This is a genomic window from Brevibacterium sp. NPDC049920, from assembly GCF_040656435.1.
GTDB lineage: Bacteria > Actinomycetota > Actinomycetes > Actinomycetales > Brevibacteriaceae > Brevibacterium > Brevibacterium pityocampae.
The window spans coordinates 122,511-136,584 of sequence record NZ_JBFAMF010000002.1; the positions used below are offsets into that span (position 1 = coordinate 122,511).

A 14,074-nucleotide genomic window follows, 5' to 3' on the forward strand; every position below is an offset into this window, starting at 1 on the left:
CCTGGTCACCTCGACGGTGTGCGGGTCGAGGAATGCCGCCTTCCCCATAACGATCACGGCGTCCGGGGCCTCCTCGACGAGCTCCCGGTTGCGGGTGTTGAGCTTGCCGATGAGCGCGTCACGCGCCTCCACGGAGGTGGTGAACCACTCCGCCGGCGGTGTCGCCTCGGGCTTGACCGCCGCCTGGTGGATGAGCGTCTTCGTCGGCACGCACGCGACGTTGATGCACGTGCCGCCGATCATCGACTCCGACTGCTCGACGAGCGCGACCCGGGTCCCGGAGCTGCCGAGGGTGCGGGCGAGCGTCTTGCCGCCCTTGCCCCAGCCGATGACGAGGACGTCGACGGCGAGGCCGGTGGTATCGGTTGTGCTGGGTTCGACTGAATCGCTCATGCCTCCACCCTACCGACCGCGGAGAGCCGGCGCTCGTCGCCGGGGCGGTGATGGCAGCCGTCGGCGCGCTCATCCGTTGCGGCCGAGGATCCTTCGCAGGGCCGCGAGCCGCTCGCCCATCCGGGATTCGGCGCCGTTGGCCGTCGGCTCGTAGTAGCGGGTCCCGGCCAGCGACTCCGGCAGGTACTCCTGGGCGACGACGCCGTGCGGATAGTCGTGGGAGTACCGGTAGCCCTCGCCGTGGCCGAGTGCCTTCGCCCCGGGATAGTGCGCGTCGCGGAGGTGCAGCGGCACCTCGCCGGCCCTCCCCTCCCGGATGTCGGCGAGCGCCCTGTCGATCCCGCGGTAGCTCGCGTTCGACTTCGGGGCGCAGGCGAGGTAGACGACGGCCTCGGCGAGCGGGATCCGCCCTTCGGGCATGCCGATGCGCTCGACCGCAGTCTGTGCGGCGACGGCGATCACGAGCGCCTGCGGATCGGCCATGCCGATGTCCTCGGCGGCGGCGATCACCATGCGGCGGCAGATGAAACGGGGGTCCTCGCCGGCGGAGATCATCCGCGCGAGGTAGTGGAGCGCGGCGTCGGGGTCGGAGCCGCGGATCGATTTGATGAACGCGGAGACGACGTCGTAGTGCTGGTCACCGGCCCGGTCGTAGCGCACGACGGCGCGGTCGGCGGCATCTGCGACATGGGCGGCGGAGATGAGCGGGAGGTCGCGCTCCTCCCCCTCGGCGTCGGTCTTTCCGGCGCCGTCGGCCTTCCCCTCGGCGTCGGTCCCGGTGTCGGTTCCGTCCTCGGTGTCGGTCCCCCCACCGGTGCTCTCCCCCGCACCGGCGTGGGCGCGGGCGATCGCGGCGGCGGCTTCGAGGATGGTGAGCGAGCGCCGCCCGTCGCCGGCGGCGAGCGCGATGATGTCCTCCCGTGCGTCCGCGGCGAGTGCGAAGGTCCCGGCGAGGCCGCGCTCGTGGGCGAGTGCGCGGTCGACGAGCTCCCCGATGTCCGCGTCCGACAGCGGGCGGAGGGTGAGCACGAGCGAGCGGGAGACGAGCGGGGCGATGACGGAGAACGACGGGTTCTCCGTGGTCGCTGCGATGAGGACGACGAGCCGGTTCTCCACCGCGGGCAGCAGCGCGTCCTGCTGAGCCTTGGAGAAGCGGTGGATCTCGTCGAGGAAGAGGACGGTGGTGCGCCCGTGGAGCTCCCGGTCGGCACGTGCCTGCTCGATCACCCGGCGCACGTCCTTGACCCCGGCGATGATCGCGGAGAGCTCGACGAAGCGGCGATCGGAGGCGTGCGACACGACGTGGGCGATCGTCGTCTTCCCCACGCCGGGAGGGCCCCACAGCAGCAGAGAGCTCGCCCCGGCCTTGTCCCCGGGCTGGGCGGTGACGAGCTGGTGGAGCGGCGATCCGGGGAAGGTCAGGTGGTCCTGGCCGACGATCTCCGCGATCGTGCGCGGGCGCATCCGCACCGCGAGCGGGTCGAGGACGGACGAGGCGGGCGCCCCGGAGGAATCCGGGACACCCGCCTGGCTGAACAGATCGGTCATCCGTCCTCGGCCTCGGGGTCGAAGTCGACCCCCGCCTCGGCGCGCTGCGCGTCGGTGATCGGGGCCGGCGCGTCGGTCAGCGGATCGTAGCCGCCCCCGGACTTGGGGAACGCGATGACCTCGCGGATCGAGTCCGCACCGGCGAGCAGGCTGACGATCCGGTCCCAGCCGAACGCGATGCCGCCGTGCGGCGGCGCGCCGTAGCCGAAGGCGTCGAGGAGGAAGCCGAACTTCTCCCGCGCCTCCTCCTCGCCGAGGCCCATGACGGCGAACACGCGCTCCTGCACGTCGGGGCGGTGGATGCGGATCGAGCCGCCGCCGATCTCGTTGCCGTTGCACACGATGTCGTAGGCGTAGGCGAGCGCCGAGCCCGGGTCGGTGTCGAAGGTGTCCATGAACTCCGGCTTGGGCGCGGTGAACGCGTGGTGCACCGCGGTCCAGCTCCCGGAGCCCACCGCGACGTCGCCGGAGGCCTCGGCGTCGGCGGTCGGCTCGAACAGCGGGGCGTCGACGACCCACACGAACGACCAGGCGCCCTCGTCGATGAGCCCGGTGCGCGCGGCGATCTCGCGGCGCGCCGCGCCGAGCAGGGCACGTGCCGCACCGGGTGCGTCGGCGGCGAAGAACACCGCGTCGCCCGGCTCGGCGCCGACGGCGGCGGCGAGCCCGGCCTTCTCCTGTTCGGAGATGTTCTTGGCGACCGGGCCGGTCAGCGAGCCGTCCTCCTGGATGAGGACGTAGGCCAGGCCCTTCGCGCCGCGCTGCTTGGCCCACTCCTGCCAGGCATCGAGCTGGCGGCGCGGCAGGGAGCCGCCGCCGGGGTGGACGACGGCGCCGACGTAGGGCGCCTGGAACACGCGGAACGGGGTGTCGGCGAAGTACGCGGTGAGGTCGGTGAGCTCGAGGCCGAAGCGGAGGTCGGGCTTGTCGGTGCCATAGCGCTCCATCGCCTCGTGGTAGGTGATGCGCGGGATCGGGGTGCTGATCTCGTGGCCGATGAGCTTCCACAGGGCGGCGAGGATCTCCTCGGCGAGCCCGATGACGTCCTCCTGCTCGACGAACGAGGCCTCGATGTCGAGCTGCGTGAACTCCGGCTGCCGGTCGGCGCGGAAGTCCTCGTCGCGATAGCAGCGCGCGATCTGGTAGTAGCGCTCGAGGCCGGCCACCTGGAGGAGCTGCTTGAAGAGCTGCGGGGACTGCGGGAGCGCGTACCAGCTGCCCGGGCGCAGGCGCGCCGGGACGAGGAAGTCGCGTGCACCCTCCGGGGTCGAACGGGTGAGCGTGGGGGTCTCGACCTCGATGAAGCGGTGGTCCTCGAGGACGCCGCGGGCCGCCCGGTTGGCCTGCGCGCGCAGGCGCATGGCGGCGGCCGGGCCGGAGCGGCGGAGGTCGAGGTAGCGGTACTTGAGCCGGGTCTCCTCGCCGACCTGGCCGGAGTCCTCGGCGTGGTCGGACACCTGGAAGGGCAGCGCACGGGCGGGCGCGAGCACCTCGATCTCGGTGTCGACGACCTCGATCTCACCCGTCGGCAGGCCGGGGTTGGTGTTGCCCGCGGGGCGAGCCGCCACAGTGCCCCTCGCCTTCACCACGGTCTCGTTGCGGAGCTGGTCGGCGTCCTGCTCGCGCACGACGACCTGGACGATGCCCGAGGCGTCGCGGAGGTCGATGAAGGCGACGCCGCCATGGTCGCGGCGGCGGTCGACCCAGCCGGCGAGGGTGACGGTGGAATCGACGTCAGCGGCACTCAGCGTGCCCGCCTCGTGGGTTCTCAGCACTGGGTCTGCTCCTTAAGCGTTGGGAGATGGTGCAGGATGGGACGGTGGTGCGTCCGGCACCCATGATAGTCGCAGGTCGTGGAGGAGGAGCCGTGGAGGACGGAATCGGGGAGGCGCCGACGAGCGCCCAGATCGAGGTGGCCGCGGAGACCTTCCGCATGCTGTCCTCGTCCACGCGGCTGCTGATCATGTGGCACCTCGTGCACAGCGAATCCGATGTCACCGGGCTCGCCGAGGCGTCCGGGGCGAGCGTGCAGGCGGTGTCCCAGCACCTCGCGAAGCTCCGCCTCGCCGGGCTCGTGTCCTCCCGCCGGGAGGGCCGCCGGATCGTCTACCTCGTGGACGACCCGCACGTCGTGACGATGGTGAGCGAGATCTTCGACCACATCGCCCCCGACGGCTCCCTCGCCCCGGATCCGGAGCCGCGCGCCGCCGGACCGCTCAGCGCGCGCAGCTGAGCGCCCGGAGCGCTCGGCCGCGGGGGCTCAGTCCCGGGAGACGGTGCGCACGGTCGGCCAGAGGTCCTCGGCCGGCGGGGTCCACAGCAGCGGATCGGCGCTCACCTGCTCGCCGGAGCGGATGTCCTTGACCTCGTGACCGGTCTCCCCGTCGAGGAACCACACGAAGGGGATGCCGCGGCGCTCGGCGAACTTGATCTGCTTGCCGAACCGGCTCGCCGCCGGGGCGACGTCGACGGGGATGCCGCGGGCCCGCAGGCGAGAGGCGACGTCGACGGCCTCGTCACGGGCGGCGTCGTCGGTGACGGCCACGAGCACCGCTGTCGGCACACCGCGGCTCGCCTCGACCATCCGGTCGCGCCCGACGAGCCGCGACATCAGACGCGACACGCCGAGCGACATGCCGACGCCGGGGAAGGTCCGCTTCCCCGTCGAGGCGAGCGAGTCGTAGCGGCCGCCGGAGGCCACGGAGCCGAGCGCCTCGTGCCCGATGAGCTGCGTCTCGTAGACCGAGCCGGTGTAGTAGTCGAGGCCGCGGGCGATCTTGAGCTGCGCGACGACGACGCCGGGCTGCTGCCGGTTCGCGGCATCGAGCAGCCGGCTCAGCGATTCGAGGCCCTCGTCGAGCAGCGAGTCGGACACGCCGAGCGCACGCACCTCCTCGGCGAACGCCCCCGTCGTGCTCTCGATCCGGGCGAACTCGAGGAGCCGGCGCTGCTGGGACTCGTCGGCGCCGGCCTGCGCGGCGAGGAGCTCCCCGACCTTCGCCGGCCCGATCTTGTCGAGCTTGTCGATGCAGCGCAGCACCGCCGTGATGTCGGTGAGGCCGATGCCGCGGGTGAAGCCCTCGATGAGCTTGCGGTTGTTCGCCAGGATCCGCACCCCGGGCACTCCGAGCTCGGCGAGCTCGCCGAACGCCTGGGCCATGACGAGGGGCACCTCGACCTCGAAGTGCTCGGCCAGCGTGTCCTCGGCGACGATGTCGATGTCAGCCTGGATGAACTCGCGGTAGCGCCCGTCCTGGGGCCGCTCGCCGCGCCACACCGGCTGGATCTGGTAGCGCTTGAAGGGGAACGGCAGCCGGCCGGCGTTCTCCACGACGTAGCGGGCGAAGGGCACCGTGAGGTCGAAGTGGAGACCGAGCGGGTTCTTCGCGTCCCCGGGCTCGGCGTGGAGCCGGGACACCGCGAACACCTCCTTGTCGATCTCCCCGTCCTTGGCGAGCGCGGAGATCGGCTCGACGGCGCGGGTGTGGAGGGCGGCGAAGCCGTTGAGCTCGAAGGTGTGCTTGAGCAGGTCGATGACCCGCTCCTCGACGATGCGGTCAGCGGGCAGCCATTCGGGGAACCCCGAGAGTCGTGCGGCCTGGGCCATGGGTAACAGGTCTCCTGATCAGAGGAACGGATTGGTGCGCAGCTCGTGCGCGAGCCGGGTGGCCGGCCCGTGACCGGGCAGCACCGGGGTGTCGGGCAGGCTCGCGATGCGGGCGAGCGTGCGCTCCATCGCCTGCCCGTCGCCGCCGGCGAGGTCGGTGCGACCGATCGACCCGGCGAACAGCACGTCGCCGGTGAAGAGCACCTCGGTGGCGTCGCCCTCCCCGTGCGGATCGCTCACCCGCCACAGCGTCGAGCCCTCGGTGTGCCCGGGCGCGGGGTCCGGGGCGATGGTGAGGCCGGCGCGCGTGAAGGGCTCAGTGCCGGACACCGCGACGGCCTCCGGCGCGGTCCACTCCCCGACGAGCGGGGCGACGATGTGGGCGAGCTGCGCCGACACCGTCGAGGCGGGATCCTGCAGACGGTAGAGGTCGGGCTCCCCGATGAGCACCTCGAGGCCGGGGAAGGCCTCGAGCAGACGGGGCAGCCCGAGGATGTGGTCGGGGTGGCCGTGGGTGAGGAGGACGGCGACCGGGGTCCAGCCGAGCTCGGCGAGGACCCGCGCGAGGTCGGGGGCGCAGTCGAAGCCGGCATCGACGATCACGCACTCCCTCACCGCGGTGTCGTCGCCCGGGCCGGCCTCGGCGCCCGGCTCGGCGGCCACGGCATAGCAGTTGACATCGAGCAGCTCGGCGCGGACGGCGGTGATCTCCATGCCCGCCAGTCTAGCGCGGGGCCCCGCACGGCCCGCGGTGGATATGCTGGGGTGTGTTCTGCCCATCGTCGAGTGATCATCCGTGATTCGACCGACGCGAAGACAAGGTGTCCAGCATGACCGACGACTCAGCCCCGCGCCCGACCGCACCCGCCCCCAAGCCCGGCCCGCGCCCGGGCGCTCCCAGCCCGGCCGCGCTCGCCGCGCGGGCGCCCGCGGCCGGGCAGCGCAGGGCCGCCGCGGCCGCCCCCCGGCAGGACCGCAGCGCCGCGCTCGCCGAGGCGATCGGGTTCGGCCGGATGGATGAGGACACGACCGTGTACGTCCGGACCGCCGACGGGGAGCGCGCGGTCGGCCAGTACCCGGATGCCGACGAGGAGCAGGCGCTGACGTACTTCGCGCACAAGTACCTCGACCTCGTCGACGCGGCCGCCCTGCTCGAGGAGCGGCTCGCCGCCGGGGCCTCCGGGGACTCGATCCGCGCCTCCGCCCGCACCCAGCACGACGCACTCGCCGAGGCCGCGGTCGTCGGCGACCTCGCCGCGCTCGCCGCCCGGCTCACCGCGATCCAGGAGTCCGCCGCCCAGACCGCGGCGGCCCAGTCGAAGGAGCGCGAGGCGGCCCGCGCCGAGGGCCTCGCCGCGCGCACCGCGGTCGTCGAGGAGGCGGAGTCGATCGCCGGGACGGATCCGGCGCGCGTGCAGTGGAAGACCTCCGGCGCCCGGATGGCCCAGCTGTTCGAGGAGTGGAAGTCGATCCAGGCGAACTCCCCGCGCCTCCCCCGCGCCCAGGACCAGGAGCTGTGGGGGCGGTTCTCGAAGGCGCGCAACACCTTCGACCGGCACCGGCGGGAGTTCTTCTCCGACCTCGACAAGCGCAACGCCGAGGGCAAGCGGGTGAAGACGAAGCTCGTCGCGGAGGCCGAGGCGCTGTCCGGGTCGACCGACTGGCGCGGCACCGCCCAGGAGTACCGGGCGCTGATGGACCGCTGGAAGGCCGCCCCGCGGGCCGGACGCAAGGACGACGACGCTCTGTGGGCACGCTTCCGCGCCGCGCAGGACGTGTTCTTCGCCGCCCGGGAGATGGAGAACGAGGCGATCGACGCCGCCTACGGGGAGAACCTCGTGGTCAAGGAGGAGCTGCTCGCCCGCGCGCGGGCGCTGCTGCCGATCACCGACCCGGCGAAGGCGAAGGACGAGCTGCGCCGGATCCAGGAGGCGTGGGAGGACGCCGGCAAGGTGCCGCGCGCCGACGTGTCCCGGATGGAGGGCGGACTGCGCGAGGTCGAGCGGGCGCTCGCCGCGGCCGAGGAGGCCGAGTGGAAGCGCACCGATCCGGAGACCCGCAGCCGCACCTCGGGCATGCTCGCGCAGCTCGAATCCGCGATCGCCGGTCTCGAGTCCGATCTCGCCGCGGCCGAGGCGAGCGGCGACGAGAAGCGGATCGCGGAGGCGCACACCGCTCTCGAGGCGCGCCGCGCCTGGTACGAGCAGGTCGCGAAGACCGCCGAGGAGCTCGGCTGAGCCGGCCCTCCTCCCCCGCCGGGTGAGCTCCGCGGCCGCGCCGTCCACAGCGGAAGGCGCGGCCGACGTCGGTCTGTCCACAGCTGCGCGGTCGCTGTTGCCCCGGCCCGCCCGACGCCGGAGCATGGAGCGCATGGACGATGTGCTGCGGATCGGCGAACCGCTGACCTACACCGAGCTCATGGACCTCGCGCTCGACGGGCTCGTGTTCCGGCTCACCGACAGCTGCTGGGTGCCGGTCGGCACGCGCGTCGATGCGGAGCTCCGGGCGCGGGCGCTCGGCCGGCCGGCGGCGCGCGGGCTCGTGCTCTCCCACCACTCGGCGCACTGGGTGTGGTGGGGCGTGGGCACCGGCCCGACGACCCGCGAGTACACGACGCGCAGCCGGCGCCGGGCGCGGCGGGCGGACGATCCGTGGATCACCTACGAGCGCTGGGTGCAGGGGGGCGACCTCGCCCGGGTCGCCGGGATCGAGGTCACCGCTCCGGCGCGCACGCTCTACGACCTCGTGCTGCTGGCGTGGGAGGACTCCGGCGACGAGGAGCAGGCGGCGGCGAGGCTGCGACGGCCGGCCGCCCAGGTGCCGGCGGCGGAGCGGGCCGAGTTCCTCGACTACCTCGACGACCAGTACCGGCGGCCGCACGTGCGCGCGCTGCGCCGGGTCGCGGCGCAGGTGTTCGGCCCGGACGGGGCCGGCGGGGCTTGAGCGATCAGCCGCCGGTGATGCGGTAGACGTCGAACACCCCGTCGACGCGGCGCGCCGCGGAGAGCACGGTGTCGAGGTGGTTGGCATCGCCCATCTCGAACACGAACCGCGATTGCGCGACGCGCGCCTTCGAGGTCGCGACGGAGGCGGAGAGGATGTTCACGTGGTTCTCGGTGAGGACCTTGGTGATGTCGGACAGGAGGCCGGCGCGGTCGAGGGCCTCGACCTGGATCTGCACGAGATACACCCCGGAGCTGTGCGCGGACCACTCGACGTCGACCATCCGGTCGGGCTCGCGGCGCAGACCAGCGACGTTCGAGCAGTCCGCCCGGTGCACCGACACCCCGGCCCCGCGGGTGACGAAGCCGACGATCTCGTCGCCAGGCACCGGGGTGCAGCAGCGGGCGAGCTTGACGAGGATGTCGTCGGCGCCCTTGACGCGCACCCCGGACGTCGAGGAGTGGTGGCCGCGGGACTTGCCGGTGGGATTCGTCGGCGCGGGGTAGTCCTCGGGCTCGTCCCCGGCGACCTCCTTGGCGAGCAGGTCGACGACGTGGGCGGCGGACATCGTGCCGTTGCCGATCGCGGCGTAGAGGCCGGACACGTCGCCGAGCCGCTGCTCATTGGCGACGACGACGAGGGCCTCCTGGCTCATGAGCTTCTCCGCGCTGAGCCGGTGGCGGCGCATCGCCCGGGCGAGCTGGTCCCGCCCGGATTCGATCGCCTCCTCGCGCCGCTCCTTGGAGAACCACTGCCGGATCTTGTTCCGCGCCCGCGGGCTCTTGACGAATGCGAGCCAGTCGCGGCTCGGCCCGGCGTTCTCGTCCTTCGAGGTGAACACCTCGACGACGTCGCCGTTCGCGAGGGCGGTGTCGAGGGCGATGAGGCGGCCGTTGACGCGCGCGCCCATGGTCTTGTGCCCGACCTCGGTGTGGACGGCGTAGGCGAAGTCGACCGGGGTCGAGTCCGCCGGCAGGGAGACGATGTCGCCCTTGGGGGTGAAGACGTACACCTCCTTCGAGTTGACCTCGAAGCGGAGGTTGTCGAGGAACTCGTCCGGGTCGCTCGTCTCGCGCTGCCAGTCGAGCAGCTGGCGCAGCCACGCGATCTGGTCGACCTCGCCGGAGTCCCCGACCTTCGCCGTGCGGTCCCCGGCGCCGCTGAACGCGGCGGGGTTGACCCGGCGGCGGTCCTTGTACTTCCAGTGCGCGGCGACGCCGAACTCCGCGCGGCGGTGCATCTCGCGGGTGCGGATCTGGATCTCCACCGGCTTGCCGTAGGGCCCGATCACCGTGGTGTGGAGGCTCTGGTACATGTTGAACTTCGGCATCGCGATGTAGTCCTTGAAGCGCCCGGCCACCGGCGACCAGCGGGCGTGGACGTGGCCGAGCACCGCATAGCACTCGCGCACCGTCTCGACGAGCACGCGCACCCCGACGAGGTCGTAGATCTCGGCGAAGTCGTGGCCGCGGACCACCATCTTCTGGTAGATCGAGTAGTAGTGCTTGGGCCGCCCGGAGATCGTGTAGTCGATCTTCGACTCGCTCAGCTCCGCGCCGAGCTCCCGGGACACGATGCCGAGGTACTTCTCCCGCTCCGGGGCGCGCTCGGCGACGAGCCGGACGATCTCGGAGTAGACCTTGGGGTAGAGCACCTGGAACGACAGGTCCTCGAGCTCCCATTTGATCGTGTTCATGCCCAGCCGATGGGCGAGCGGGGCGAAGATCTCGAGGGTCTCGGTGGCCTTCTTCGTGCTCGAGGCGGCGGGCACGTACTTCCAGGTGCGGGCGTTGTGGAGGCGGTCGGCGAGCTTGATGACGAGCACGCGGATGTCGCGCGACATCGCGACGATCATCTTCCGCACCGTCTCCGACTGCGCGGCGGAGCCGTACTCGATCTTGTCGAGCTTGGTCACCCCGTCGACCATCACGGCGATCTCATCGCCGAAGTCCGCGCGCAGCCGATCGAGGCTGTACTCGGTGTCCTCGACGGTGTCGTGGAGGAGGGCGGCGGCGAGCGTCGTCGGGGTCAGGCCGATCTCGGCGAGGATCGTGGCGACCGCCACCGGGTGGGTGATGTAGGGGTCGCCGCTCTTGCGCATCTGCCCGTCGTGCGCCTTCTCCGCCACCCGGTAGGCACGGAGCACGACGTCGATGTCGGCCTTGGGGTGGTTGTGGGCGACGGCCTGGAGCAGGGGTGCCAGCGCCTTGGGGTGCTCCGGAGTCTGCTGGCTGCGTGCCGTCCACCACGCCAGGCGCGAGAACCCGCGGGAGCGCTTCGCCGCGCCGGCGGCGTCATCGACGGACTGCGCCATGCCTCGCCCCTTCTCTCGAACCTGCTCGGTCCATCGTACTCCGGCGGCTCAGGCGCGTGCGGACTCCGCGCGCTCGGCCTTCGCGAGTTCCTCGTCCTCGAACAGCACCGGCGCACGATCGGGCAGGCCGAGCCGTTCGCGGGTCTCGTCGACGAGCTGCTCCTGCTCCTGCACGGCGTCCTCCCGGCTGCGCAGCAAGGCGTAGAACGGCGAGGCGACGAACAGGGTCGACGCGGCCGCGACGATCGTGCCGATGAAGAGCGAGAGCGAGATGTCGGTGAGTGTGCCGGCACCGAGCAGCGCGACGCCGATGAAGAGGATCGCACCGATCGGCAGCACCGAGATCACCGAGGTGTTGATCGAGCGGACGGTGGTCTGGTTGACGCCGAGGTTGACGAGCTCGGAGAACTTCATCCGCCGGTTCGACTCGTAGTCCTCGGTGTTCTCCCTGATCTTGTCGAACACCACCACGGTGTCGTAGAGGGAGAAGCTCAGCACGGTGAGGAAGCCGATCATCGCCTCAGGGGTGACCTCGAAGCCGAGCGTCGCGTAGATCCCCATCGTGACGATCATGACGACGAACAGTCCGACGATCGCGGCGAGCGACATCTTCCACGTGCGGAAGTACAGGGCCATGACGACCATCGCGATCGCGACGAAGATCACGAGCGCGCGGATCATCTTCTCGGTGACGTCCTGACCCCAGGTGGGCCCGACGAAGGTCGAGGTGACGTCCTCGTTGTCGACCTCGTAGGCCGCCACGAGCGACTCGCGCACCTGCTGCATCTCGTCGTCGGTGAGCTGGTCGGTGGTGATCCGCAGCGAGGTGTCCGAGGTCGGCACGACGTTCGGCTCCGCGCCGGGCACCACGGAGGTGATCGCCTCGGTGCCGATCGTCTCGTCGGTCTCGGAGGTGTTCGCGACGTGGAACTCGCTGCCGCCGGTGAAGGCGATCCCGAAGTTGAAGCCGTTGACGAGCGGCACGATGACGGAGGCGACGAGCACGACGGCCGCGATCGACAGCCACAGCTTCGTCTTCGGCACGAACGGGATCGACCTGCGCCCGCTGTGGAGGTCGTTGCCCCAGGCGAAGAACTTCTTCATCGTGCATCCCCCTCGGGCTCCGGGTCCGTCCCGGTCTCGGCGATGTCCTCGGTCGGCGCGCTCGCCTCGGCATCCTCGGCGGCGGCCCGGCGGGCGCGCGCCTTGCGCTCGGCGAGCGAGAGCTCCGCGGTGCCCTCGGTGTCCGGATCCGCGTCATCCGATTCGAGCAGCGCGGTCGAACCCGAGCGGTCGGCCAGACTGCGCCCGGACTTCCGTTCGGCGAGCGACCGGCCGGCGGTGCCGGCCCGCTTGCGCTCGGCGGCCGCCTGCCGTCGCTTCGCCTCCCCGAAGGAGCGGCGCTTGGAGGACTTCTCCTTCGCCTTCTCCATGTCGAGTCCCATCGCGCCGCGGTAGGCGGCCTGCTTGACGCCGAGCTGCCGCGGGTCCATGCCCGACATCGGGTGCCCCTCGCCGAAGAACCGGGTGCGGGCGAGCACCTGGAGCATCGGGTGGGTGAAGAGCACGACGAGCAGCACGTCGACGATGACGGTGAGGCCGAGCGTGAATGCGAAGCCGCGGACGTTGCCGACGGCGAGGATGTAGAGGATGACCGCGGCGAGCATGTTCACGGCCTTCGACGCGTAGATCGTGCGCTTGGCGCGGTCCCAGCCGATCTCGACTGCGGAAACGAGGCGGCGTCCCGAGCGGATCTCGTCGCGGACGCGCTCGAAGTAGACGATGAAGGAGTCCGCGGTCATGCCGATGCCGACGATGATGCCGGCCATGCCGGCGAGCGACAGGCGGTAGCCGTAGCGCCACGACACGAGCAGGAGGAGCAGGTAGGTCAGCACTCCGGCCACCGCGAGGCTCGACACCGTGACGAGGCCGAGCATGCGGTACTGGAACAGGGAGTACACGACGACGAGGAGCAGGCCGATCACACCGGCGAGCACGCCCTTGGCGAGGTAGTCGGAACCGAGCGTCGGGGAGATCTGCTGCTCGCTCTGCACCTGGAAGCTGATCGGTAGCGCGCCGTTCTTCAGCTGGTTGGCGAGCGTCTCCGCCTCCTCCTGGCTGAAGTTCCCGGTGATCTGGGCGCGGCCGTCGGTGACCGGGGTGCGGGACTCCGGGGCGGACAGCACGAGTCCGTCGAGGACGATCGCGAACTGGTTGTACGGCGGCTGCTGGCCGGTGATGGCACCGGTGATCTGACCGAACACATCGGCGCCGTAGTCGTCGAACTCGAGGGTCACGGCGAGGTTGTTCGTCTGCGTGCCGGCCGAGGACATCTCGTAGCCGAAGCTCGCGTCGGTGACGTGGGAGCCGTCGAGCTCGACGGGGCCGAGCACGAACTTCGCGGAGCCGTCCTGGGCGCACGCGACGATGGGCTCCTCGGCCGGGCCGCTGTCGCCGCCGGTGCGGTTCTCCGGGTCGGTGCAGTCGAGCTCGGCGAACCGGGCGAGGATCTCCTCATTCATCCACGAGGTGTCGCCGATCGGGTCGAAGCGCGGGAAGGTCTCGGCCGCCTGGTCCTCGGCACCGCCCTCGGCCGGTGCCTCGTCGGCGGGCGCCTGCTCGTTCGAGCCGGCCGGGCCGGGCACAGCTCCCCCGGCCTGCGCGGGGTCTTCGGCAGCGGGGTCGACGTCGGCAGCGGGGTCCTTGGCAGCGGCCGGTCCGGAGACCGCTCCGCCGCTCTCGGGCTGTTCGGCGTCCTCGGGCGCACCCTCTCCGGCACCCTCCTCACCGGTGCCGAGGAGCTCGTCGAGGCGCTGCTGCTCCTCCTCGGAGAGCTCGGGCCCGGCGGGGACCTCCTCCTCGACGGGCTCCTCATCGGTCTGCGGCTCCGGGGCGGCGACGACGGCGACGCGGCGGAAGGCGAGCTGCGCGGAGGAGCGGACGAGGTCGCGCGTCTCCTCGTCGGGATTGCCGGGCAGGTTGACGACGATGTTGCGGTCGCCCTGGGTGGTGATCTCCGCCTCGGACACGCCGGTGGCGTCGACGCGCTGACGGATGATCGATACGGCCTGCTCGAGCTGCTCGGTGGTGATCGAGGCGTCCTCGACCTGCGGCTCGAGGATGATCGAGGTGCCGCCCTCGAGGTCGAGCGCGAGGTTGGGGCTCCAGACGGCGGTGGACCAGATGGAGCCGCCGGCGATGAGTGCGATGAGGCCTGCTGTGAGGATTCCCAGCCAGGTGAAGCGCAGTCCCGGACGGGGCTTATTCAC

10 protein-coding genes and 1 pseudogene are annotated in these 14,074 nt (G+C 71.6%); 3 read left to right on the forward strand and 8 right to left on the reverse strand.

All coding sequences use genetic code 11. The annotated features are described in order from the left end of the window. Positions 1 to 69: 69 nt before the first annotated feature. The 3 genes and pseudogenes from AB0I45_RS02375 to aspS form a co-directional block, all read right to left on the reverse strand. A pseudogene (locus AB0I45_RS02375) lies at positions 70 to 393 on the reverse strand (FAD-dependent oxidoreductase); the annotation flags it as partial. A gap of 69 nt (positions 394 to 462) precedes the next feature. Then, positions 463 to 1,941, reverse strand: coding sequence for a replication-associated recombination protein A (locus tag AB0I45_RS02380; protein ID WP_360316514.1), 1,479 nt, complete (start codon positions 1,939 to 1,941; stop codon positions 463 to 465). Beyond that, a complete protein-coding gene (gene aspS, locus AB0I45_RS02385) occupies positions 1,938 to 3,716 on the reverse strand; it encodes an aspartate--tRNA ligase (RefSeq protein ID WP_247424947.1) in 1,779 nt (592 codons plus the stop codon). Before aspS ends, AB0I45_RS02380 begins: the two co-directional genes overlap by 4 nt. A 62-nt stretch (positions 3,717 to 3,778) precedes the next feature. On the opposite strand from aspS, the gene AB0I45_RS02390 reads away from it, so the two are divergent. Beyond that, positions 3,779 to 4,174 (forward strand): metalloregulator ArsR/SmtB family transcription factor, encoded by a 396-nt coding sequence (locus AB0I45_RS02390; protein ID WP_137319832.1) that lies wholly within the window; start codon positions 3,779 to 3,781, stop codon positions 4,172 to 4,174. A gap of 27 nt (positions 4,175 to 4,201) precedes the next feature. On the opposite strand, the gene hisS is transcribed toward AB0I45_RS02390, so the two are convergent. Together hisS and AB0I45_RS02400 are read right to left on the reverse strand one after the other, a co-directional pair. Further along, entirely contained in the window at positions 4,202 to 5,548 is a 1,347-nt protein-coding gene (gene hisS, locus AB0I45_RS02395) for a histidine--tRNA ligase (RefSeq protein ID WP_137319833.1), read from the reverse strand. An 18-nt stretch (positions 5,549 to 5,566) separates the two neighbouring features. Continuing rightward, positions 5,567 to 6,262: an MBL fold metallo-hydrolase gene (locus tag AB0I45_RS02400; RefSeq protein WP_360316519.1), complete on the reverse strand. Its 696-nt coding sequence runs from the start codon at positions 6,260 to 6,262 to the stop codon at positions 5,567 to 5,569. A 116-nt stretch (positions 6,263 to 6,378) separates the two neighbouring features. On the opposite strand from AB0I45_RS02400, the gene AB0I45_RS02405 reads away from it, so the two are divergent. After that, entirely contained in the window at positions 6,379 to 7,785 is a 1,407-nt protein-coding gene (locus AB0I45_RS02405; protein ID WP_360316522.1) for a DUF349 domain-containing protein, read from the forward strand. Positions 7,786 to 7,918: 133 nt separating this feature from the next. Further along, the gene (locus tag AB0I45_RS02410; protein WP_137319836.1) at positions 7,919 to 8,491 is read left to right on the forward strand and encodes a hypothetical protein; all 573 of its coding nucleotides are present in this window, start codon (positions 7,919 to 7,921) and stop codon (positions 8,489 to 8,491) included. 4 nt (positions 8,492 to 8,495) lie between these two features. Here AB0I45_RS02410 and AB0I45_RS02415 read toward each other — a convergent pair whose 3' ends face one another. The 3 genes from AB0I45_RS02415 to secD are packed head-to-tail and all read right to left on the reverse strand — an operon-like array spanning position 8,496 to position 14,074. Next, a complete protein-coding gene (locus tag AB0I45_RS02415; protein ID WP_360316525.1) occupies positions 8,496 to 10,805 on the reverse strand; it encodes a bifunctional (p)ppGpp synthetase/guanosine-3',5'-bis(diphosphate) 3'-pyrophosphohydrolase in 2,310 nt (769 codons plus the stop codon). Positions 10,806 to 10,853: 48 nt separating this feature from the next. Beyond that, complete coding sequence (secF, locus tag AB0I45_RS02420; protein ID WP_360316528.1) at positions 10,854 to 11,909, reverse strand: protein translocase subunit SecF; 1,056 nt, start codon at positions 11,907 to 11,909, stop codon at positions 10,854 to 10,856. Further along, the gene (gene secD / locus AB0I45_RS02425) at positions 11,906 to 14,074 is read right to left on the reverse strand and encodes a protein translocase subunit SecD (protein ID WP_247424959.1); all 2,169 of its coding nucleotides are present in this window, start codon (positions 14,072 to 14,074) and stop codon (positions 11,906 to 11,908) included. The genes secF and secD overlap by 4 nt, the downstream gene beginning before the upstream one ends.

Excerpts from the sequence above, each read along its gene's own strand:
- AB0I45_RS02405 (WP_360316522.1), top strand. The coding sequence starts at position 6,379 with ATGACCGACGACTCAGCCCCGCGCCCGACCGCACCCGCCCCCAAGCCC.
- AB0I45_RS02380 (WP_360316514.1), bottom strand. The coding sequence starts at position 1,941 with ATGACCGATCTGTTCAGCCAGGCGGGTGTCCCGGATTCCTCCGGGGCG.
- AB0I45_RS02400 (WP_360316519.1), bottom strand. The coding sequence starts at position 6,262 with ATGGAGATCACCGCCGTCCGCGCCGAGCTGCTCGATGTCAACTGCTAT.
- hisS (WP_137319833.1), bottom strand. The coding sequence starts at position 5,548 with ATGGCCCAGGCCGCACGACTCTCGGGGTTCCCCGAATGGCTGCCCGCT.
- AB0I45_RS02410 (WP_137319836.1), top strand. The coding sequence starts at position 7,919 with ATGGACGATGTGCTGCGGATCGGCGAACCGCTGACCTACACCGAGCTC.
- AB0I45_RS02390 (WP_137319832.1), top strand. The coding sequence starts at position 3,779 with ATGATAGTCGCAGGTCGTGGAGGAGGAGCCGTGGAGGACGGAATCGGG.
- secF (WP_360316528.1), bottom strand. The coding sequence starts at position 11,909 with ATGAAGAAGTTCTTCGCCTGGGGCAACGACCTCCACAGCGGGCGCAGG.
- AB0I45_RS02415 (WP_360316525.1), bottom strand. The coding sequence starts at position 10,805 with ATGGCGCAGTCCGTCGATGACGCCGCCGGCGCGGCGAAGCGCTCCCGC.